At 43.9% G+C, this 21,142-nt stretch carries 20 protein-coding genes and 2 tRNA genes; 1 reads left to right on the forward strand and 21 read right to left on the reverse strand.

Annotation, left to right across the window (positions count from 1 at the left end; genetic code table 11):
* Positions 1-756 precede the first annotated feature (756 nt).
* The 6 genes from V7O63_RS03735 to ilvE all read right to left on the reverse strand — a co-directional run bounded on the left by V7O63_RS03735 (position 757) and on the right by ilvE (position 6,049).
* Entirely contained in the window at positions 757-1,437 is a 681-nt protein-coding gene (locus V7O63_RS03735; protein ID WP_340820183.1) for a hypothetical protein, read from the reverse strand.
* Positions 1,438-1,543: 106 nt separating this feature from the next.
* Positions 1,544-1,616: transfer RNA gene (locus tag V7O63_RS03740), tRNA-Gln, on the reverse strand.
* Between the two features lie 61 nt (positions 1,617-1,677).
* On the reverse strand, positions 1,678-2,769 hold the full coding sequence (locus V7O63_RS03745; RefSeq protein ID WP_340820184.1) for a GTP-binding protein: 1,092 nt from the start codon (positions 2,767-2,769) through the stop codon (positions 1,678-1,680).
* A gap of 65 nt (positions 2,770-2,834) precedes the next feature.
* Positions 2,835-4,745 carry a molybdopterin biosynthesis protein gene (locus V7O63_RS03750; RefSeq protein WP_340820185.1) on the reverse strand — a complete coding sequence of 637 codons (1,911 nt, stop codon included), beginning with the start codon at positions 4,743-4,745 and terminating at the stop codon, positions 2,835-2,837.
* Between the two features lie 11 nt (positions 4,746-4,756).
* Complete coding sequence (locus V7O63_RS03755; protein WP_340820186.1) at positions 4,757-5,005, reverse strand: sodium:proton antiporter; 249 nt, start codon at positions 5,003-5,005, stop codon at positions 4,757-4,759.
* A gap of 165 nt (positions 5,006-5,170) precedes the next feature.
* Positions 5,171-6,049: a branched-chain-amino-acid transaminase gene (ilvE, locus tag V7O63_RS03760; protein ID WP_340820187.1), complete on the reverse strand. Its 879-nt coding sequence runs from the start codon at positions 6,047-6,049 to the stop codon at positions 5,171-5,173.
* 171 nt (positions 6,050-6,220) lie between these two features.
* Between ilvE and V7O63_RS03765 the strand changes: the two genes are divergently transcribed.
* Positions 6,221-6,295, forward strand: a tRNA-Arg gene (locus V7O63_RS03765).
* Positions 6,296-6,536: 241 nt separating this feature from the next.
* On the opposite strand, the gene V7O63_RS03770 is transcribed toward V7O63_RS03765, so the two are convergent.
* The 15 genes from V7O63_RS03770 to V7O63_RS03840 all read right to left on the reverse strand — a co-directional run bounded on the left by V7O63_RS03770 (position 6,537) and on the right by V7O63_RS03840 (position 21,140).
* On the reverse strand, positions 6,537-8,942 hold the full coding sequence (locus V7O63_RS03770; protein ID WP_340820188.1) for a PAS domain-containing sensor histidine kinase: 2,406 nt from the start codon (positions 8,940-8,942) through the stop codon (positions 6,537-6,539).
* A 166-nt stretch (positions 8,943-9,108) separates the two neighbouring features.
* Positions 9,109-9,234, reverse strand: a complete 126-nt coding sequence (locus tag V7O63_RS03775) for a hypothetical protein (RefSeq protein ID WP_340820189.1) — start codon at positions 9,232-9,234, stop codon at positions 9,109-9,111.
* Between the two features lie 25 nt (positions 9,235-9,259).
* Positions 9,260-10,552, reverse strand: coding sequence for a hypothetical protein (locus V7O63_RS03780; RefSeq protein ID WP_340820190.1), 1,293 nt, complete (start codon positions 10,550-10,552; stop codon positions 9,260-9,262).
* 89 nt (positions 10,553-10,641) lie between these two features.
* Positions 10,642-11,760: an ABC transporter ATP-binding protein gene (locus V7O63_RS03785; RefSeq protein WP_340820191.1), complete on the reverse strand. Its 1,119-nt coding sequence runs from the start codon at positions 11,758-11,760 to the stop codon at positions 10,642-10,644.
* An 18-nt stretch (positions 11,761-11,778) separates the two neighbouring features.
* The gene (modB, locus tag V7O63_RS03790) at positions 11,779-12,447 is read right to left on the reverse strand and encodes a molybdate ABC transporter permease subunit (RefSeq protein WP_340820192.1); all 669 of its coding nucleotides are present in this window, start codon (positions 12,445-12,447) and stop codon (positions 11,779-11,781) included.
* A 13-nt stretch (positions 12,448-12,460) separates the two neighbouring features.
* Positions 12,461-13,273 (reverse strand): molybdate ABC transporter substrate-binding protein, encoded by an 813-nt coding sequence (gene modA / locus V7O63_RS03795; protein ID WP_340820193.1) that lies wholly within the window; start codon positions 13,271-13,273, stop codon positions 12,461-12,463.
* A 257-nt stretch (positions 13,274-13,530) separates the two neighbouring features.
* Complete coding sequence (locus tag V7O63_RS03800; protein ID WP_340820194.1) at positions 13,531-13,962, reverse strand: peptidylprolyl isomerase; 432 nt, start codon at positions 13,960-13,962, stop codon at positions 13,531-13,533.
* Between the two features lie 72 nt (positions 13,963-14,034).
* The gene (locus V7O63_RS03805) at positions 14,035-15,555 is read right to left on the reverse strand and encodes a hypothetical protein (RefSeq protein WP_340820195.1); all 1,521 of its coding nucleotides are present in this window, start codon (positions 15,553-15,555) and stop codon (positions 14,035-14,037) included.
* A 23-nt stretch (positions 15,556-15,578) separates the two neighbouring features.
* Positions 15,579-16,352, reverse strand: a complete 774-nt coding sequence (locus V7O63_RS03810; protein WP_340820196.1) for a hypothetical protein — start codon at positions 16,350-16,352, stop codon at positions 15,579-15,581.
* 16 nt (positions 16,353-16,368) lie between these two features.
* On the reverse strand, positions 16,369-16,845 hold the full coding sequence (locus V7O63_RS03815) for a hypothetical protein (protein WP_340820197.1): 477 nt from the start codon (positions 16,843-16,845) through the stop codon (positions 16,369-16,371).
* On the reverse strand, positions 16,842-17,705 hold the full coding sequence (locus tag V7O63_RS03820; RefSeq protein ID WP_340820198.1) for a hypothetical protein: 864 nt from the start codon (positions 17,703-17,705) through the stop codon (positions 16,842-16,844). The genes V7O63_RS03815 and V7O63_RS03820 overlap by 4 nt, the downstream gene beginning before the upstream one ends.
* A 12-nt stretch (positions 17,706-17,717) precedes the next feature.
* Positions 17,718-18,329 (reverse strand): hypothetical protein, encoded by a 612-nt coding sequence (locus V7O63_RS03825; protein WP_340820199.1) that lies wholly within the window; start codon positions 18,327-18,329, stop codon positions 17,718-17,720.
* A 3-nt stretch (positions 18,330-18,332) separates the two neighbouring features.
* Positions 18,333-18,809 (reverse strand): hypothetical protein, encoded by a 477-nt coding sequence (locus tag V7O63_RS03830; RefSeq protein ID WP_340820200.1) that lies wholly within the window; start codon positions 18,807-18,809, stop codon positions 18,333-18,335.
* A 70-nt stretch (positions 18,810-18,879) separates the two neighbouring features.
* On the reverse strand, positions 18,880-20,331 hold the full coding sequence (locus tag V7O63_RS03835) for a hypothetical protein (protein ID WP_340820201.1): 1,452 nt from the start codon (positions 20,329-20,331) through the stop codon (positions 18,880-18,882).
* Positions 20,332-20,357: 26 nt separating this feature from the next.
* Positions 20,358-21,140, reverse strand: a complete 783-nt coding sequence (locus tag V7O63_RS03840) for a hypothetical protein (protein ID WP_340820202.1) — start codon at positions 21,138-21,140, stop codon at positions 20,358-20,360.
* Between the last annotated feature and the right edge of the window lie 2 nt (positions 21,141-21,142).

The following is a 21,142-nucleotide window of genomic DNA, read 5'->3' on the forward strand; positions in this document are numbered from 1 at the left end:
CAAAATAACAATGTTTTTATGTTATTATGCACATGATGTGCAAGTGCAGTTGAATGTATTGTTTGTTGATCACCCATACCGTATTTTGCCTAACTGATAACGAGCATCACTATTGTCTTCATTCGACTGCACCATTATTGGCCACACTTTCACAAACACTTCCCGGTACATGAATAACCCCTTTTTTGGTCAATAATGATTTCCTTTAATCAAATCGAGAGAAACAAACTGGTCTTTCTCCTCCAGACGAAGGTACATACTGTCTAAGATTTCCTCTTTGTCAACTGCATCTGTCAATCGGATAAAGGTGGTAATCAACAATCAGTTATTGGATTAAAGGTAAAAATTAAGTTGTTTAAACCCAAAATCCAAACAAAAAAAGAATTGCTCCAAAAGAGTACATATAAATTGATTTAGGGTCATCATATCGCCATTTTGGTACCAAATTGTTAACTGCTAGACGACTTACAATAATCATTATTCCCAGAGTGGAAATATCAGACATTGGTCCAATAACCTCTTGCCATGCAGAATCTATCCATTCTCCGATTTTGGAGAGCACATAAATCGACACAAGGAATATTATGGTTGCACTTTCCTTTGTCTGCATTTTGTCATTAGATTTGAAACTTCTGTGGGTGGTAGTGTAAAAATTAATTCCTAACATTCCAATGTACACGTACTTAATATAAGCACGATATTCTCCGCAAAAATCTCCTCTGTCATCCTCTCACTCTTCATAAAATGGCGGATAATTCACTCGTCATCAATGGATTCTGGTAAATCTTTCAGGTTGGATTTATCTTTTTTATTGAATCGAGAGTTTGCCAGGTTTAAAGTAACTTCCATTAATGATTTATCCATTGTACTTTCTACTTTAGAGATATTATCCTTTTTTAGTGCTACCCACTCTAATGGTTTATCAACTCTCTGAAGATAAATTAAATCACTTGATTCAAAGAGAACACGCCTGTATACCTCCTCTTTTTCACAATCAAAGGATATGTTGATAGCTTTTTGAGTTGATAGTTCATAAATGAGACCTATTAGGGAAATAACTCCGAAGGAAAGCAAATAAATCATAGACAAGGCAGTTAGAATTATCATTCCCTGCATTACACTTTTGTATATTACTTCTACTTCTTTTTGCGTTAACAGATTACTTGTGAGCATTTTTTGAATCAGCTCATCTATTGAAATAAAAAGGTTATTTGCTGGCTCTGGATTCGAAGATATGGACATTGCAATAAGGTACCAGATAGCAGATACCAATGCAACGGCTAAGGCCACATTAGGAAGCATATTAGAAGAACTCTTGTTAATGTCATAAGGTTCAGTAAGCATAAGCCTTCTGGGTAAGTAAAAAGCATCCTTCACAAGAAATCCGATTATTGCAAGGATAAGAATGAAGCCACCAAAATCATCTAATAGTACCATAAGCTTAAAAAGTGTCTGTTAAGTATAAATTAGTTTACACTATATGTGATGTTGCTTCTCTCTCCCTCTGCAGAAAGAGGATAATAGGAATACTATAAGAAAACAGTAGTCCCGGCCGGATTCGAACCAGCGTCTTCGGCTCCAAAGGCCGGAAGGATTGACCACTACCCTACGGGACTACATTGATCAGCAGAATAAATGCATAATAATACTTATCTGTTATGCAGGTAAGCTTTTTAGTTATTTGGCTATGATGAGTGTTAGAAGGTCCTGGTCTTCCAGTACGTGATCGAGTCCTGCTCTCTGGCCGGGGTGTTTTGCGGAAGTTCCCCATACCTGGGAATACCTGAACTTCCTTCTGAAATCACGGTGCAGGTGGTCACAGACATCTCCAACGGTAACACCTTTTCTAACGATAAGCGGCTCATCCATGTCAGCCGGTCCGCCCTGAGGTTTCAGGTATATGCGGATGAAATCAAGAGCATCGAATATCAGTTCTTTCACAGCTTCAAGGTTCATTCCCTCGTTAGCGGAGATGTACGTTGCATCAGGATATTCTTCCTTGCACTTCTTCAGCACGAACTCGTCTGCCATATCCACCTTGTTCACAACGGTAACTGCAGGTATGAACACCCTGTTACCCATGACCGCATCGATGAGCTGGTCCACATTGATGTTGTCCCTGATGAGCACATGGGCGTTGTGTATCTTGTAATCATTAAGTACGGCTTTGATAAGGTCCTCTGAAAGTTCAAGGTCCATGGTACTGCTGACAGTGATGCCTCCGCGATCCTGTCTTTTGATAACCACGTCAGGAGCCTTCTGGTTCAGGCGGATACCTGCATCGTACAGTTCCTGAGTGAGCACTTCATGGTGATAGTTCTGGAACACATCAAGTATGAACACCACAAGGTCACAGTTCCTTACAACCGAGATGACCTCTCTTCCACGACCTCTGCCGCTGGCTGCGCCTTTTACAAGTCCCGGTACATCAAGTATCTGGATGGTGGCATTGTTATATTCAAGCACACCGGGGATGACATCAAGGGTCGTGAACTCATAGGCACCTACCTCTGACTCTGCACCTGTGAGCTGGTTGAGCAGGGTGGATTTACCAACGGAAGGAAAACCTACAAGCGTTACAGTGGCGTCTCCTGACTTTCTCACGGAGTATCCTTCGCCACCGCCCTTACTTGCGGCCTTCTTGACAACCTCATCACGCAGGCGTGCGAGTTTCGCCTTAAGTTTACCTATGTGATGTGATGTCGCCTTGTTGTAGGGAGTCTTCTTTATCTCCTCTTCAACTTCCTGTATATCCTCATGTAATCCCATTTGTAACCTGCCATAATATCAAAATAAAAAAGCCTTCTTGATTCTTTAGTTTCTAGGACTTAACGTTAAAAGGAGGATATTATACTACCGGTCAGTTCGTATGTGTGCATACCCTCCGGAAGTCTCTCAGAGAACTCTCCGGAACGCAATGCATCAAGGAACATCTGTACTTCTTTGATCTCCAGGAGGTCCTTCCTTATCACAAAGTCGAAATCGTCCTCCGCAACCGGGATGAACTCAAGTCCTGCCTCCTCTGCCGCAGCTCTGATGCCAAAGCCGATATCCGCCTTTCCGCTCCTCACAGCATCACAGACCGACCTGTGGGTCTTTGAACCTGAATTGTAGCCTTTGAGACCTTTTATGAGCTCGCTTTTAGATACACCTCTGGCCTCTGCCAGTATACCAAGTTCCCTGTCAAGAAGTGTCCTTGTTCCTGAACCGCGGTTCCTGTTGATCATCTGCAAGTTAACTATATCCTCAAATCCATAAACGTGGTTCTCAGGCTTGAATATGATTCCCTGTTCACGTCTGTAACCTTTTACCAGCACGACATCTTCAAGGTTCATTCTCTTCAGGATGGATGAATTGTAATTGCCCTCTGCATCGATCATATTGACACATGCTATATCAGCAGTGCCACCTGACATTGCTGTGAATCCCGCACTGGAACCCATGTTCAGTGTCCTGAACATAAGCCCTGTCATCTCCTCGAGCAGATCCACTCCGGGACACTGTCCACCGACCAGCATGAGGTCAGGGCTCCTGACATTGCCGAACATGGTTACTTCCACCTCTGAGCCGGCTTCGATATATTCTGTATGTGCCCTTATCTCGATCATCCCGTCTGCATCGGATAATGTGGTAATGGCTCCTGATGTCTTGTCGGCAGGGTAGACCTTCCCTCTCACGACGCCAACAGGGAAGAGCTCCTCCCTGCCGCCGGAACGTATTCCGGTTCCCATGACTGCGGTTATCTTCGTTTTGAATGATGGCTTCATGCCGAGTGAATTATAGATGATAGGTGCAACGAACTCATTGAATATACTGAGGGCAGATGTAGGATTCCCGGGCAGCCCGATGGTCGGTGTGCCATCTATCATGCCTATCACAACAGGTTTTCCGGGTTTGATGGCAATCCCGTGTGTGAGAGTCTCACCTTTTTTCTCGATGATCATATACATTATGTCGCCGGCACCTGCTGAAGTGCTGCCCGAAGTGAGGACGATGTTACATTCCTCTATGGCCCTGTTAAGCGTCTCTTCCATCAGTTCCTCTTCGTCGGGAACGATGCCGTATATCTTCGGTGTTCCGCCGCATTCCTCTATAGCTGCTGCGATGGCATAGGAATTCGCATCATATATCTTGCTGATGTCAAGCTCCTCTCCGGGTTTTATAAGTTCACTTCCGGTGGATATGATGCCAACCATCAATCTCTTCACCGGAACTTTGTCCATGCCGATCGAAGCCAGTACACCGATCTCTCTGGAACCCATGCGTGTGTTCTTCCGCAGGATCCTTTCCCCTTTCATAATGTCGGAGCCTGCCTTCATGATGTTCTCACCGATATGCACGGGCTGGTAGATAAGCACGGAATCATCTGTTTGCTTTGTGCTCTCGACCATTATGACCGCATCCGCGCCGCCGGGGATGGGCGCACCTGTGGATATCTCTATGGTCTCTCCGTCATCAACAAAAAAACTGTCCTTACAACCTGCAGGTATGGCCCCGATACACTTAAGCTCCTGTGGCTGTGGTTCGCTTGCGTGATAGCTGTCCTTTGCACGGATGGCATATCCGTCCTTTACTGAACGGTTGAATGCAGGAACATCAACGCCAGAAAGTATGTCCTCTGCCAGTATATGTCCTGCAGCTTCCTCTATAGGTAGAATAGTAGTTCCTGGGCGGACCCTTATGGTGTCCACCAGTTCCCTTGCATCCTCTACGGATGTCAGCTCTCTGAATTCTTTACGTTCCATTCCGCTCGGATCTACTGTTTCTCAATATAGTCTATAAGCCTTTTGTTAAGTCTGAAAACCCTTGAAGCTACATACCACAAGCCCATAAGATATACGATCCATGTAGCGATCGAGATCCACTTGAGGCTTCCTGTGTCATCAAGTGCTTCAAAAGTTATCACAAGGGTGACCGGCATCAGAAGCAGGATGGCAAGAACCGAATCGTTCAGGTACTTCAGGTTCTCCATTATTATTTTGTCTTTCTCTCCCTCATTTTCCATTCTAATACCTCATTTATGGAACACCATCAACCTGGTATTTCCTGATAATATTATTTAAGTTCAATATATAAATGAAGTAATCACTAATTAATGTTTTGAAAAATAAATATAGGGAAAAACAAGAACAAAGAAAAGGTATGAAGGGTCAGCCCTTCATTCAGGGATTTACGGGTTGATCGGTGTACCTGTGGTGGTTGTGACCTTCTCGAAAGCCTCGACCATCTTCTTTGTGATAGGTCCTGGCTTTCCGTCACCGATAGGACGACCGTCCACCTTGACAAGAGGTGCTGCTTCTGCTGCTGTTCCTGTAACGAATATCTCGTCAGCTGTGTAGAGGTCGAACATCCCGAGGTTCTCGACATGTGTCTCGATTCCCATCTCTTCAAGCAGCTCGATCGCTGTTGCCCTTGTGATACCTTTAAGGTTGTTGATGGTCGGAGGAGTGGCAACCCTTCCGTTCTTGATAATGAATATGTTGTCTCCTGAACCCTCTGAAAGGTAACCGTTCTGGTCGAAGAAGATAGCTTCATCTCCGCCCTTCTCGTTAGCCTCGATCTTTGCGAGGATGTTGTTCAGGTAGTTGAGTGACTTGATGTTCGGTGAGAGTGCATCGCAGGAGTTTCTCCTTACTGAGACTGTGACACCTGTCAGGCCAACTTCATAGAGGTCGCCATACATTGCACCCCATTCCTGTGAGATGATGAATATGTTCGGTTTAGGGCATTTCCTGGGGTCCAGACCAAGGTCACCGACACCCCTTGATACGATAGGTCTGATGTAGGCATCTGTGAGGTTGTTCCTCCTGAGTGTTTCCAGGATCGCCTCTTCCATCTCCTCTCTGGTCAGTGGTATCTCAAGAGCGATCGCCTTTGCGGAGTCATAGAGCCTGTCAACGTGCTCGCGTAACTTGAAGACACGTCCGTTGTAAGCCCTTATTCCCTCAAAGACACCATCGCCATACAGGAATCCGTGGTCATAAACGGATGTTGTGGCCTGGGATTTAGGGACAAAGTCACCATTATAATATATCAGAAGTTCACTCATAATAAAGCCTCAGCATTGTAATAACTCATTGTAATAGTTGGTTAGTGTTCATGTCAAACTATTATATATTTGTATTCACAACAACATTGGACATAAACAATAGAAGTCTCCATTCCTTACAAAAGGCTTTTATGCTAGAAAACCTATTTCCCATCCCAGTCAATGCTTAGCGGTCCCGTGGCTTAGCCAGGATATAGCATCGGGCTTCTAACCCGAGGGTCAGGGGTTCAAATCCCTTCGGGATCGCTTTTCTCTTATTTTTGATGGTTCTATTCTGAATCAGCCATATCATTACTCTGAGTATAGTTATACTCTTGAAGCATTTTCTTCAATTATCCTGCCAATTTATCCATGCAGCAACATTCAAATTAAAGAACTGTAGCTTGCTTTTATTTGCAGCTAAAAAGATGTAAAGTAAAAAAAGAGTAAAGGGACACCATATCTTCATTTGAGCTGATATCCTTACGATCCACATTGATTTGTCTATTCAGATGCCTGTCCTGGGTCTTACCGGAATCGTAAATGTGAAAACGCTGCCTTCATCTATCTTACTTTCAACCCATATCTTCCCGCCATGCATTTCAACGAATTTCTTCGAAAGGGCGAGACCAAGGCCGGTCCCTTCATGCTTGCGGGTGAGGTGCGGATTGAGTTGCTTGAACGGCTGGAAGAGCTTATCCATATCCTCCTCCGCAATTCCAATACCCGTATCTTTTATACTGGTCTGGAGGTGATCCTCTAAGATCTCTACCTTAATGTTCACATTTCCATTTTCAGGGGTGAACTTGATAGCATTGCTGAGGAGATTTGTCAATATCTGTTTGAATTTGATCCTGTCTGCAGATATATTTTTGATTTCTTCATTCATCTCTATTTCTATGTGAATGTCCTTTCTTGTTGCAAGAGGGTATAATCCTTCAATAATGATTGAAAAAGTCTGTGAAACATCGAATATTTCATAGAATAGCTCACTTTCTCCCGATTCGACCTTTGAAAGATCGAGTATGCCATTTATGAGCTCGAGCAGATGGTTGCCGGCATCCAGGACGTGGGTCATGTAGGTGGTCTGTTTTTTGTTCAAACTTCCGGCAATCCCTTCCAGCATCACATCGGAAAAACCTATGATCGAAGTAAGGGGAGTCCTTAGTTCATGGCTCATAATGGAAAGGAAATCACTCTTGGTCTTATTAGCACTCTCGGCACAGATCTTCGCAGCCATAAGTTCCCTTTCGAACATCTTGCGCTGACCGATATCCCTGCAAACACAAAAGGTCATTTTCCTGTCTCCAAAAACAGCCGTGTTTGCATTTATTTCCATCTCAACGAAACTTCCATCCTTGCGTTTCTGGCATGTTTCGTAAAGGCTACTTTCCGAGTTAGAATGTTGAAGAGTCTTACTTATCTCTTCACAATCACAATGAATATCCATATCTCCAAGGTTCATGGTCTGGATCTCCTCATGCGAGTAGCCCAGCATCTCAGCATAACGTGGGTTTGCCTCGATAATATTTCCTTCCTGGTCAACAGCAACGATACCGTCTCTGGACCCTTCCATCAGGGCACGTCGCCATGCAGCTTCCTCTGAGATCTTGATCGCGGCTTTCTTCTGTTCTGTTATATCCTGGATAGAACCTGTGACCTTTATAATTCTACCATCATCTATCTTAGGATGACCGATCATGCGGATCCATCTATGCTTCTCTTTTGCAGTGATAAGTTCCAGTTCAAGATCGAATCTCTGGCCTTTCTTCAGCGTTCTCTTTAAGGCATCTTCTAAGAGCTTTCTGGAAGATGAAGAGTAATGGTTCAGGAGGGAGGCAAGGTCTATGATACGATTGGTCCTCAGTCCATGTATCCTGGCAACTTCGTATGTCCATGTGATCGTATTGGTTACAGGGTCAAGTTCCCATCCCCCGACATGTGCGATCCTGCCAACTTCATTCAGGAGGGTTTTTCTCTCACGCAGTTCACCCTTTGTCTGTTTGAGCGGAGTGATGTCATGCAGGACGCCTATGATGGTGTTCCTTTCTGAATGGTATTCGGCAACAGCATGTATGACCCTGATCTCTCCATCATTAGGTCTTCTTATTTTGAATTGCACATCAAAGGGGATATTTCTCTTTACAAGATCATTCTGGGCTTTTTCAAGAACAGGAAGGTATTTTGGCAGCGGTATCTCACAGATCCTGTTAATTGTGCACACTCCACTCTTAATACCGCATATCCTCTTTGTTTCTTCAGAGACGGTAACTTTACCTGAGGCAAGGTCTATTTCCCATTCGCCTATGTTCCTGAGCTTTTGTACCGCAGATAGTTTCAACCTTTTCTTTTTTAATCTGTCGTGTATAAGTTCTTGCTCAGCAATGTCATGTACTATATTATAGATCAGCTCATTCTCCCCTGATCCTGTCAGGCCGCTGTATACTTCTACATCCCGTACCTGTCCGTTTGCAAGGGCATGTTTAAGCAGAAGATACTTCCGTTTCTCATCTTCCGCCCTTTCTATCTCATCATCGATCTCTTCTGCTGGCAGGACATTTATATCCATCATGTTCTTGCCTGTGATCACTTCATGGGGCCATCCATAGTAATCACATGCTGCTCTGTTCGCATCGATAATGTTGCCTGTCTTTGGATCGATAAATAGCATGACCTCATTGTTATTCTGGAAAAAAGAAGCGTAAAAGCTTTTCTCCCTCTGGAGTTCCTCTTTTTCGATATTATTAAGGCCGGTGTTGTCATTCTCTGGAAGTTTATGAGATAACGCTGACCAATTTCTAAATACAGGATATTTCCTTTTGTATGAAGGATCTCGCAATTGTTCATTTGCCATAGATATGGTTCCCTTCATAATTTCAAGTGCACCAGTAGTCCTCTGAAATGACCTGTCCATAAAAGCCTTTTTTACATGTACTCATTTATTTTTGTACATTAGTGAATTTGGTTGATCACTTCTACAATTAACTCAATGACATATATGTATAAATGTGTTTTTGTTGAGCAAAGAAGTCAAAAAAGAGGCAGTATAGTTCTATTTATCTAAATAACTAAAAATCCACTCAGTCATTAAGACCCAGAATATTGTGTTTATCCTTCCTTTTTGCCACCTTCTTCTCATTCTTGGTCTTCTTCACGAACTCAGTGACTTCCCTGATTCTGTGGATATCTGCTTCATCATGTCCCATACTTTTCCTCTCCTTACTGGACATTTCAGTACTCGATCTCGCTTTCTTCACCAAACACCTTCCTTACATTCGTAAGAAGTGTGTTTTTAGCGTTCTCCATATCATCCTTCTGGCTGTACAGGTGCTTGCTCTCCGAGTCTATGTCGTTGTTAGTTGATATCACATCATTGCGATGCTTCTCTATCTCCTTCTCAATGTTCTCTTTCTCCTGGTAGATGCTAAGGCCATTGAGCTCATCTGCCAGTCCCTCTCTTTCAGCAAGATGCTCATGTCTCCGCTCTGCAAGGGATGAGAGCATTCTCTTGTCATTAAGAACCTGTATCTGCTTCAGGGCCTTATCGCACATCTGTTCCTTCAGTCCAAGCTCTCCGCTCTCTATTCTGTTTGTGATTTCTGAAAGGAACGGTTCAAGGTCCTGTTCGATCGCTATGGCAGGGTCTTCTTTGATCGACCTTAGTATTTCCCTGTTCTCTGATGAGAGGACACATCTCTTGTTCTCATCCTGTTTTTCCATTCTGGTGATTGCCTTTGAGAGTGGTGTGAACAGTCTTCTTGCCTCAGATCCAGTGTTTGAGATCCTGCTATCAAGTTCTTTGATATCGTTTTCCAGTTCCTTCGCCCTTCCAAACTCCCTGCTGTTCCCGATCTCCTTAAGTCTGGATTCATCTCTGGAAAGTCTATCCTTTGCAGCCTCATATCTCAGGTTCGTTTCATGGATCTTCTTCGTGCTCTTATCCATCTCCTCTTCGATCATTCTGATATCGTCGATATTTTCTGATATCATCTGCAGGTCAGCAACCATCTTGTTACCCTGCGCTATGGAGGAGTAGAGCCCATCAAGTCCATCCTCAAGTTCCGCAAGACCCTGGTTGATCATCTGGTGTTCCTGTGGGTAGAGCGCTTTGATATACATCAGGCTCCTGCTGGTATTGTCGAGAACTGTTTTGAGGGTCGATTTCGCTTCTATATAGAATTCCGAAGCAGCTAAAGGTGATGTGTTTCCCGGGATCTTTAGTTTATCCTGGATGAGTTTCAGGTTGTTGACGACATTCTCCCTGTTGGAGTCACCAAGCTTTTCTCCCCTCTTGCTGGCAGCCTCGATGGGTTGTGCATCAAGCAGTTCCTTCTTCAAGACCTCAAGTTCCTTCAAGGCCAGTGCTATCGTTCCATATCCATCTTTAACAACAGGTCTGAGACTCTCTTCCTGTTCATCGGACCTCTCTTTCACGATACGGGGAAGTTCCCTGAATACAAAAACAACTGGATGAGATTCTTCCTTTTCCTGCTTTTTTCCAAAAAGCCTTTCAATGAACTTCATCTCTTGAAACACAGAACGCAGGATAACTTTAAAAGTTTATTGGGATATGTTCTGGAAGTCCCATATTACTAAAAAGAAAAAAGTAGCATTCAGAAAAGAACTATCCTGTCCCTTTCCATACTTACCAGACACTCATCTTCGGTCTTAAGTTCCAGTCCCTCAAAGGATTGGTTCCCTATCTCGGCTATCAGAAGTTCACTGTGTTCCTTAACCTTAAGTGCCAGGACCTTGCTTGATCCCTTATTCACAATGCTCTTCACAATAGCAGGGAATACGTTCTCATTAATGGTAGTTTTATCATCCAGTGGCAGGACACGCATGTTCTCAGGTCGGATGCCCCATGATATCCTCTCTTTGATGGTACCATCAGGTCTGCTTGCGGTGATAGCCATGTTTTCGCATCCGATTGTAATGGTCCCTGCCATCTCGTCATCGCCTGTCACCATGGAATCCTCGAATATGTTCGTCAGTCCTACCAGCTCTGCGACATGCTTGTTCTCCGGATGGTAGAAGACATCCTCAGGTGTTCCTATCTGCTGAACACGTCCGTCATGGAATATCACTATCTTGTCGGCTATGGTGAAGGCTTCCACATGGTTATGGGTGATAAAGAGCACAGGTATCTTCAGTTCTCTCTGTATCTCCTTGATCTTCTCCCTGAGCTTCATGCGAACCACCCTGTCAAGGGCAGAGAATGGCTCATCAAGCAACAGTATGTCAGGTTTCGGTGCAAGTGCACGTGCCAGAGCAACCCTCTGTTTCTGCCCGCCTGAGAGCTGTGAAGGATAATTGTTCTCCAGTCCCTCTATCTCAAGCATCTGGAGCATCTCGGTGACCCTTTCCTCTTTGTCACTCTCGCTCCATCCTTTAAGGCCATAGGCTATGTTCTTCTTCACATCCATGTGCGGGAAAAGGGCATAGCTCTGGAAAACGTATCCCAGGCTACGCTGCTGTACCGGCAGGTTGATCCTCTTGTGGCAGTCAAAATACACATTTCCGTTGACAATTATCTTGCCACCATTGGGTTCCAGTAACCCGGAGATACACTGGAGTGCGGTCGTCTTTCCTGAACCCGACCTTCCGAAGAATACGACAAGTTCATCACCGACCTCGAACTGGGCATCAAGGGTAAAAGCAGCCTCTATACCTTTCTTCTTATCGCTCTTCCTGCGATAGTATCGCCTTCTGAAATCTGCTTTAATACCCATTTTTCTTCCTGCCTCCTCTCATATCTTCCAGTTGTTAATTATCTTTGCAGTTATGGCCATTGAGAGCAAGGACATGACTATGAGTATTATAACCAGCATATTGGCAAGGTCGTTATTCCCTGCCTGGAATGCACTGTATATGGAAATTGACATCGTGTTCGTTCTTCCGGGAATGTTCCCTGCGAACATCAGCGTAGCACCGAATTCTCCCACTGCTCTGGCAAAACTGAGGACTATTCCTGCAAGTATTCCTTTTTTTGCCAGGGGGAGGGTAATGAAAAGCGCAGTATCCAGTTCTTTCCTTCCAAGTGTGAAAGCTGCGTATTCGTATTCCCTGTCCACAGCTTCGATGGCAGCAGTTGTGGTCTTGACCATAAGCGGGAGTGATACAACAAAAGCAGCAATGACCGCTGCCTGCCATGTGAACACTATGCTCCATCCGGTGAGCTCGTAAAGAATGCTTCCGAGAATTCCCTTCTTCCCGAGCAGAACCACCAGGAGATATCCTGTTACTGTTGGAGGGAGGACAAGGGGTAAGGTCACAAGTATGTCGGCCAGCCATTTCCCCCGGAACTCCCTTCTTGCAAGTATGTATGATATCACCATACCTGTGATAGCCACTATCAATGTGGACAGGCCGGCGATCTTCAAAGTTATTAACAGGGGAAATCCTATCTGGTCGAGCATTTTATTTGTCCATTCAAGCTGTGAATCCGTAGGATTCAAGTATTGCAGTTCCTTCCTCAGAAGTTACGAAATCCACAAATTCCTGTGCAGCGTTCTGTTGTGTAGATGATGAGACCAGTGCTATCGGATAGCTTATAGGTGTGACCGTTGGTATGGTTGCCTTTACCTCGATAGTACCTTCCTCTGCGGTTGCTGCATCAGTACTGTAGACGAAACCTGCATCAACTTCTCCTCTCTCCACATATACCAGGACCTGTTTAACATCATCAGCCAGCAATGTCTTTGCTTCAAGTTCATCCCAGAGACCTGCTTCCTCAAGTGCTTCAAGGGTGTATTTTCCTACAGGTGCTGTTTCAGGATTTCCGATGGTGATCGTCTCAACATCATCTGATGTAAGGTCTTCCGGTCCGGCAATGCCTAGTTCACTGTCAACAGGTGTTATCAGGACGACTGTGTTGGCTGCAAAGTCCTTTCTTGAGTCTTCATCGATAAGGTCCTGCTCACTTAATATGTTCATGTGATTCTGTGATGCCGATGCGAACACATCGATAGGTGCTCCGCCCTCTATCTGCATCCTGAGGGTGCCTGATCCTGCGAAGTTGTAATTGACATCGATCTCGGGATTCTCTTCCTCGAATGCCGTTTCCAGTTCTGTGAAAGCCTCGGTAAGGCTTGCTGCTGCAGACACTGTTATTGTTGTAACCTGATCTGTCTTTGTGTCTGTGTCTACCTGTTCTACGTTGTTGGTATCAGTGCATCCACTTACAAAGACCGCAAGTACCAGTAGAATTGTGATAGCAAGAATTGACATCTTTTTCATTTCCATGATATTACCTTCTTTGATATTTCAACTGGAATGAACGATGTGATTTTATGTCAGTCGTTATGTTCTCCAGTACACAACGCTACTCTTCATGATTCTTTATATAAGTACCTTTCCTGATGAAACCGGTATAAAGGTATTCAGTCTCTGTACGTGTTATTACACAAAGAATGCGTGAGATTAAAAAACTATCCTTAAAAACAGTGAATTGCAGTATCAAAAGATACTGCAGAATGAATTGGAAATATTAAAAATAGGTTTTATTCTTCGACAACGGTGACCTTTTTCATCACATCTTTTGGCTTGATCTTGTTGACGACATCCTGTCCCTCGATAACCTGACCGAAGACTGTGTGTACACCATCAAGGTGTGGCTGTGGTGAGTGTGTGATGAAGAACTGGCTTCCACCTGTGTTCTTTCCGGCGTGTGCCATGGAGAGTGCACCTGTGCCGTGTTTACGTGGGTTGCCCTTTGTCTCACACTTGATGGAGTATCCGGGTCCACCTGTTCCGTCTCCTCTTGGGCATCCGCCCTGAATGACAAAGTTTGGTATTACCCTGTGGAATGTGAGTCCGTCATAGAAGCCTTCCTTGATGAGCTTCTCAAAGTTAGCCACGGTCTTTGGTGCATCCTTCTCGAACAGTTCCAGAGTGATTGTTCCTTTGTCGGTTTCGATGATCGCTTTCTTCATGATTTTCACCTTTGATTGAACTGGTTAATGGGTGGGATCGATTTAAGGGTTTCTGTGAATCCGGCCAATCTCTCAATTCAATGCTATCTCAAGCTCATTACTAGTTATGTGCAGGTAGGTGAGAATGGCGCCATTCGCATCATAAATTGCGGTGTATGAGGATAGATCGGTCTCAATCTTGCCATTACTTTTTTGTTCCCAGGTACACTCGATCGTACCATCCTGTGCCAGGAGCCTCATATAGTGCTGGGTGATATTATGCAATGACTGGGTGCGATTTGCATTACTGGCATCATCTGTTATGATCAGGTCTGGAGTTGTTGAATTGGATCCGACGGGACCCCACGAATACTCATTATCACTGGTGTCATAATACATCATGTAAGAATCACTGACAAGATCGATCGTGGTATTTGCAACTGCACTATTACCACTACCTATTGAGTTCACGAGAAAACCACTACCTGAACTTGTTTCCCATATTTCGGTGACTCCTATTGAGGTGTCAGTATATGTAAGTGCATGAGAAGTACCCAGGGAATTAGCCGCATCGAGCATTACTTCATCGCTATCTTTCTTACTAAAGCTATATACTAGGGACTTTCCAGTATTTGATGTGGCAGTTAAGATCGTATCAGATGCTATAAGGTCGCTAGAATCCCCTTCTACATAATAGAAGAATGAGAAATTGTCAAATGGTTCAGGGTTAGTGTGGTTCAGGGCTGGAATCTCAAAATACGTTGGTAAAGGATTAACCGTTCCCATTTTTGGTTCTGCGTCCATTTCAATGATAGCAGTCTTATTATCATGGTCCAGGGTTGCAGTGGTGGATGTAAGTGTTTCTGCATAGTCTGCCCATCCGTCGTAAAAATCGCTTTGGATGTATATCAGGATCTTATTGGCGCTAATGGGGTTCGTGAAATTAGCATTCAGACTTGTATTGGGGTAGAGAATTACAGGTGTATTTGATGACCTGACTTCGATATTAACATCAGAGCTTCCGCTTATGGTATCATTCCCGCTCACTTTCACGATCGGCAGGGTCATGGTCTCACCATTGTAATGGAATTCCGGAGGTGAGGTCATTATTGTTCCTCCATCTTCATATTTTGACCAGACTCCACCTCCTTCATATGCTATCTCCCTGTCATCCAGATAGTATCTCACAGATCCCATGGAAGCCTCCAGTCCTGCGAAATCCGAATAGGTGCTCTCATAACTTTCCCATGCATTCCAGTATGTGTGATTTTGATAGAAATTATCATACCAGGATGAATTAGAGTACAGGAATATGATCTTGATCCTGCTGTCGTTGTAGGAATTGCTGTCGCCGTATACTTCTACATTTTCACCCATGAGGGTAAGCGTGGTTGTCTGAAGTGGGGATTCGCCAAGTGATGCTTTACTTGTTCTGGAGTCAAGAACAGTAAATGCCTGCTCGACCTTCTGGGACTTTGCCATATCCTGCGTGTCACTTATAAGAGGTGCGGTGTACAGGATCATCAGGCCGATAGACAACAGGCTAATTACAAGTATTATTGAGATACCGATAACAGATGATACTGCCAGATCATTTATCCGTATACTTTTCAAGTTTTCCACCTTTTCCTCTCTTATTAGTCGATTGTAACTTTCATGGGTGAATAAATTACATATACATCAATATTGGTAGGGTAACTTTTACTGCAGTTTATAGTTCTATTATTACTATCTTCCATAACTATCTGCATCTGCAGGCTTTCATTCAGGTATCTGCCCCATGCTTCAAAGTAGTCACTTGTGATCGATGCGTTCATCATCGAGACATTTTCATATTTGTATACTTTCTTACTTCCAGAATCTGCGGTCACCCTGGAAAGCCCGGAGCCTGATATTGAGTAAGAACCTCCGATAAGGGCAACAGGTATTACCATGACATCATTTGCAAAGGTAAAACGTGGCTCAGATACCATCACTGCTTCACCCTCTTCATATTTTGCCCATACTCCTGTATTCTCATAGGAAACAATGGTATCATGGTAGCTATTCTCTATATTCTTAACTTCGTAACCAACGGCAGACTGCATCTCGGTGCTACCTGCGGAAGAATTCCATACCTGCAGATCAATACTGATATAGTTGTCTCCAGCTACGGACAGAGCCCCTCCGTACATTTTTAGTTCAACGGATTGAGAAGGAGCATTTCCAAAAACAACTTTGTTCATGTTCATGGCCATGACCTCAAAGCTCTGTCTTATATTCTCAGTGTGCTGCACTTCCTGCATATCTTCCAGCATGGGTACTCCAGCCACCACGATTATTCCGGTTGCGAGAACAATTATGCTTAAAATAATGCTGTAATCCACCATTTCCGATACAGCAGCATTGTCTGTGAATATATTACCTTTCATGCGTCCCTTCTCTATCTCAATGTACTTCTACCATGTTTGTGGCAGGATCATAATACAAAGCAAACTCGCTTGACCCGCTGTACAATTTAACAGATGCTACATCGACCTCATGTACCTGATAAGGCACTTTTACCCGTGTAGCATCCTTCCCATGGGATTCGAATATGATCTCATTGGTCTGGTTCGATATCTCCATTGAATATTGTTGTCCTGCAATCTCATCAGGAAGCGGTAGCTTAAAGAAAAAGCTTCCAACCTCTCCTCCCGCACTTGTTGTTATCTGTACGGCGGTATCGATGTTTGACATCTGCAATGCTATGTCATTTCCGTGTATCTCGAACTCGTCTCTCATGATGGTATGCTCCGCTCTGTCCATCATATCGTAGAAAGAACTTATCACGACCATCATGGTTATTATCGTGATGGATAATGTCAATATGAAGCCCACTGAGATGGATACTGCTCTCTCGTCATCCTTGAATTTCCGGATCATATATGCCCCTTCGGTAAAGTAATCGGTATTGTCGCGTTGACCTCAAGGTGTCCGTTCTTGTTCAGCTTCATTGTGCTTTCAACAACATGGATTCTCTCGGCGTAGTACGAATCACCGTTGCGAAGGCCTCCTTCCATACGGAAGGTGCCCATGGAATCACTTCCGTTCATGAACGTGAGGCTGTATATTTGATTTGCTGTCTGGTTGTTGAAGTAGAACTCAAAGGAGTTATTTCCGTTAATCTCATTTCCTGTGATGTTAAGGTTGTAGATTGTATCGCTATTATTCCAATAATGTGGTAAATTGTTGTTGTCATAGACGGTGACATTAACATTACCACTCGAGTTGAAGATACTGGCTAGCCATATTCTACTACCTGATTGGTTATTGGCCTCTATTGTTAACTTACTTGATTCATTCCCAAGGGTTGATGCGTTCAATTCAAATAAATTAAATCTATCAGTATGATTTATTCTTTCAACTACGATCCAGTTGTCGTTTCCATCAACAAGACCATTTTCAGTGAAGTAGGGATTCTGTAATGTGCCTGTATCAAGAGTACATATAAATCCTGAGAGTGAATAGCTCTTTATCATTTTTTCGGAGTAGTTTGCCATGTAGGCATTGAAAGCTGTAGTGTTAGCTCCGTAATTTGAGTCTGCATAGGCTTTCTCATGAGCTTCAATGGTGCTGTCAACAACATTCGAATAATCAAAGACATTTGTCTCGATACTGGACTCTGAGGCGGTGTTACTCGCATAGACTATGTTGTTAAGCATGACAGTCAGGACTACGATACCTATGGCGATGATGAAACCGGATATCAATATGATCTGCCCTGATTCGTCTATTCTTTTCATGTTAACACCTGGTTACATTCTCCACAAAGTCAGTTTCACGTCAATGAGGTTATAGAAATCCGTACTCTTATCAGCATCAGGTATGCCTGTGGTGTATTGGAATTGGGTTGGATTTGACATGTCTGAATTTGACAGTAATACCCTTCGGGATACAACAACTGCATTATCCGAAGGCTCTCCGTTGAAAATGTAGGGAAGGGTCATGATACTCCCTGTATCACTGATCATGGCAAATTCGACATTGTGTGCAATACCTTTGGGCGTAATGATGTCCATCAAAATATTTGCAGTCGAGCTACCTGTAAGGATGCTGTTCTCTTCAGATACATAATCGGTAGAGTTCCATGCGTATTCTTCCCCATTCCAGTTCAGTATGTCATCCTTGAGGCTGGAATTCTGTCCGGAAGTGCTGTGGTCCAGTACAGAGAGCATATCCTGTGCCAGGGTCTGAAGCTGTGCCTCTATGTGTGCGTTTGCAGTAGAAGATGTAAGTGGAGTAAGTGAAGTCGCCTGTACCGTGAAAACTATAACTCCTGTGATAAGGATGAGGGTTATCAAAGATTCCAGGGTGTGTAGCTGGGCTGATGTATCGGTTTTTATCCTGCGTGGTGATTTTCCGTCCATCTATTACCACACCCTCACGAATAATGTTGCCTGGACTTTATCTCCTGTGCTTTCATTTTCTACCAGCACGATCCGTTTTGTCTGGCCAATATTCCCCTGTAAGGGCAAAGGTTTACCTGCGGAATGATCAATACTTCCTGCTGTAATGTTCTGCATTGTGATATTGAGTTCATAGGTAAGGAATGAGCTATTCATACCATAGTGGTCGATAGTGCCTTCATAATTTGCATTCATCTGGGTGAAAAAGTTGTCAACCTTTTTACTGTTAAGCAGATTTGGTGTCCGGGGGTTCCCCGCACTCGTGCTTTGTTCTATCACATTTGTCGATATCCTGTCAGCGATCAACGTGACTTCGTCTGAGTTGGACTGGAAAGGGGTGAAAAGCCCTGCCGTATATGAGAATACAAATATCACACTTGTAAGGAAGATAGCGATGCCTATTAGATAATCTATATGCATCTGTCCATGGTCATCTCGCATAATACCACATATAATATAATCAAGTTATTATATAAAAAGTGATTGTAAATTACTTGGTTTCTGTTCTCATTTAATTCAATGTCGCCACAAGGTCATTTCGGCTCACATGAAGATAGGTGATACTTCCTGGCATTCCGTCATAGTATAATGTAAGGGTTGATTCATCGTAATCCACTGGATCGGATTTTCCAGGCTGCTGGAGATTGAACACTACTGATCCCTCCATTGTGAGAAGTTTGAGGTAGTGTTGTGTAAGATCATACAATGCAACATCCTCTCCGCCCGTGTAATCGACATCCGGTGCTATACTGATTGATGTATTGTTTGCCCATGAGAAATCACTGCTCTCTTCATAATTGAGTGTCAATGTTGTGGACAGGAGATCAACCGTGGCAGACTGGTCCTCTTTCGTACCATCAACTGTGAATTCACTGTTCCCCTGCCATGTTTCTGTCCCTCCTCCCGGAGCAAGGTCTACGTATACAAGACCGATCTCTAGCTGGTTAGCACCACCTTTCTTCGCAAGTGTGTATGTCAATGTCTTTGTCCCTGAAGTGGCAGTTATCTCATAGTTACTTGGGTTCAGTCCCTGTGAGGCCCTTGCTTCAAGGTCGATTGAGAAGTTGTAGATGGGTGCAGGGTTGTCCTGATTTACAGCACCTATCTTGAAAGCAGATTTGAGTGTATCCTTGCCCATCGCAGGTATCACTTCTAGCTCAATAACTGCAGTCTCATTCGTATCGTCGGTTACTGCACTGGCATAAGCCAGGGAATTTGCATAATCCGCCCATGCATTGTAGAACTCGCTTTTAATGTAAATGATCACTTTGTCGGATGTAAGGGGGTTGGTTCTTCTTGAATCTGTGGCAGGGTCAGGATATAGAACTACCGGCATATTGTCTGAGCTAACTGTAACAGCAACATCAGATATGCCGCTGGATGTTGCATCTCCTTCTATTCTCATTACCGGTAGTGTAAGTGTTTCCCCATTATAGTGGAATTCCGGTGGAGATATCATCACAGACTTCCCATTTGGATATTTGGACCAGACTCCTCCTCCCTCGTAACCTATAACTCTGTCATCATTGGTGAAAACGATGCTTCCCATAGATGAATTGAATTCATTCATGCCTGTTTCGTTGGTATACGAGTTCCAGCTTCTCCATCTGTATCTGTTGTTCTTGAAGCTGCTATACCATGAGGCATCCATATCGACAGAAATAATGACGATCTGGCTTTCATTGTAAGATGCATTGTCACCGTTGACCTGTATGTCCCCATCCATCATAGAGAATGATGTTGTCTGGCTTGGTGATTCCCCGAGTGCCACCTTACTGGTCCTGGAATCGAACACTGTAAAGGCCTGCTCGACCTTCTGGGCATTTGCCATATCTTCCATCTCGTATATCGTCGGTACACCGTAAAGGAAGATCACACTTATCGATGTGATAGTGAGCGCAAGTATCACTATCATTCCCATTAGTGCTGAAACGGCTTTTTCTGATACAAGGAACTCTTTCATGATATGGCCTCTAATTGACTATCTTTTCACTCAATGCTAATGCTCATCGGGGAAACTGTTACCAGTACGTCTATGTTCTGGCTGTAGTTCTTCTCCATACTCACAGTCTGTGTAGTTGTATTGATGTTTGTTTGCTGCATGCCAATTGAATCACTTAGATATCTCTCCCAGGCTTCGTAATACTCGCTGGATATTGTCATTTCGACCCTGGATACATTCTCAAATCTTTCTACTGCAAGCTGCCCGCCTTCTGATATCACTCTTATCAGTCCTGAACCTGACACTCCGTCCACCCCTGTGATGGTGACCATGGGTATGACCATTGAACTGTTGTCGTACGTAATGATGGGCTTGGTGATCATCACCGATCTACCTGGTGGGTATCTGGCCCATGTTCCTGTATTCTCATAGGCTATTGTGGTATCCTTGTATTCGTTCTGTATCATGCGTAATTGCTTCTCGTAGGAAACGGTTTCAGTGGCTGCTGTCGTATCGTTCCACTTATCCATGGTGATGTTCATGTAGCTATCACCGGTGATGTATACTCCGCCGCCATACATCTTCAGCTCGACGGATTGTGATGGTGCCTTGCCTGACGCTATCTTGTTCATGTTAGGAGCAAGTACGGAGAAACTCTGTTTGATATTCTCAATGTGCCCTGATTCTTTCATATGTTCGATAAGGGGGTATCCTGCAAGGCCGATGACACTTATAGCCAGAAGCATTATTCCAAGCGTGATGACGAAATCGACTACTTCGGTGAGTGCATCTTCGGAAGTGAATATGTCCCTGTTTCCTGTCCTTCTCATTT

Source organism: Methanolobus sp. WCC4 (assembly GCF_038022665.1).
Classification (GTDB): Archaea; Halobacteriota; Methanosarcinia; order Methanosarcinales; family Methanosarcinaceae; genus Methanolobus.

Excerpts from the sequence above, each read along its gene's own strand:
- V7O63_RS03735 (WP_340820183.1), bottom strand. The coding sequence starts at position 1,437 with ATGGTACTATTAGATGATTTTGGTGGCTTCATTCTTATCCTTGCAATA.
- V7O63_RS03745 (WP_340820184.1), bottom strand. The coding sequence starts at position 2,769 with ATGGGATTACATGAGGATATACAGGAAGTTGAAGAGGAGATAAAGAAG.
- V7O63_RS03750 (WP_340820185.1), bottom strand. The coding sequence starts at position 4,745 with ATGGAACGTAAAGAATTCAGAGAGCTGACATCCGTAGAGGATGCAAGG.
- V7O63_RS03755 (WP_340820186.1), bottom strand. The coding sequence starts at position 5,005 with ATGGAAAATGAGGGAGAGAAAGACAAAATAATAATGGAGAACCTGAAG.
- ilvE (WP_340820187.1), bottom strand. The coding sequence starts at position 6,049 with ATGAGTGAACTTCTGATATATTATAATGGTGACTTTGTCCCTAAATCC.
- V7O63_RS03770 (WP_340820188.1), bottom strand. The coding sequence starts at position 8,942 with ATGGACAGGTCATTTCAGAGGACTACTGGTGCACTTGAAATTATGAAG.
- V7O63_RS03775 (WP_340820189.1), bottom strand. The coding sequence starts at position 9,234 with ATGGGACATGATGAAGCAGATATCCACAGAATCAGGGAAGTCACTGAG.
- V7O63_RS03780 (WP_340820190.1), bottom strand. The coding sequence starts at position 10,552 with ATGAAGTTCATTGAAAGGCTTTTTGGAAAAAAGCAGGAAAAGGAAGAA.
- V7O63_RS03785 (WP_340820191.1), bottom strand. The coding sequence starts at position 11,760 with ATGGGTATTAAAGCAGATTTCAGAAGGCGATACTATCGCAGGAAGAGC.
- modB (WP_340820192.1), bottom strand. The coding sequence starts at position 12,447 with ATGCTCGACCAGATAGGATTTCCCCTGTTAATAACTTTGAAGATCGCC.
- modA (WP_340820193.1), bottom strand. The coding sequence starts at position 13,273 with ATGGAAATGAAAAAGATGTCAATTCTTGCTATCACAATTCTACTGGTA.
- V7O63_RS03800 (WP_340820194.1), bottom strand. The coding sequence starts at position 13,962 with ATGAAGAAAGCGATCATCGAAACCGACAAAGGAACAATCACTCTGGAA.
- V7O63_RS03810 (WP_340820196.1), bottom strand. The coding sequence starts at position 16,352 with ATGAAAGGTAATATATTCACAGACAATGCTGCTGTATCGGAAATGGTG.
- V7O63_RS03815 (WP_340820197.1), bottom strand. The coding sequence starts at position 16,845 with ATGATCCGGAAATTCAAGGATGACGAGAGAGCAGTATCCATCTCAGTG.
- V7O63_RS03820 (WP_340820198.1), bottom strand. The coding sequence starts at position 17,705 with ATGAAAAGAATAGACGAATCAGGGCAGATCATATTGATATCCGGTTTC.
- V7O63_RS03825 (WP_340820199.1), bottom strand. The coding sequence starts at position 18,329 with ATGGACGGAAAATCACCACGCAGGATAAAAACCGATACATCAGCCCAG.
- V7O63_RS03830 (WP_340820200.1), bottom strand. The coding sequence starts at position 18,809 with ATGCGAGATGACCATGGACAGATGCATATAGATTATCTAATAGGCATC.
- V7O63_RS03835 (WP_340820201.1), bottom strand. The coding sequence starts at position 20,331 with ATGAAAGAGTTCCTTGTATCAGAAAAAGCCGTTTCAGCACTAATGGGA.
- V7O63_RS03840 (WP_340820202.1), bottom strand. The coding sequence starts at position 21,140 with ATGAGAAGGACAGGAAACAGGGACATATTCACTTCCGAAGATGCACTC.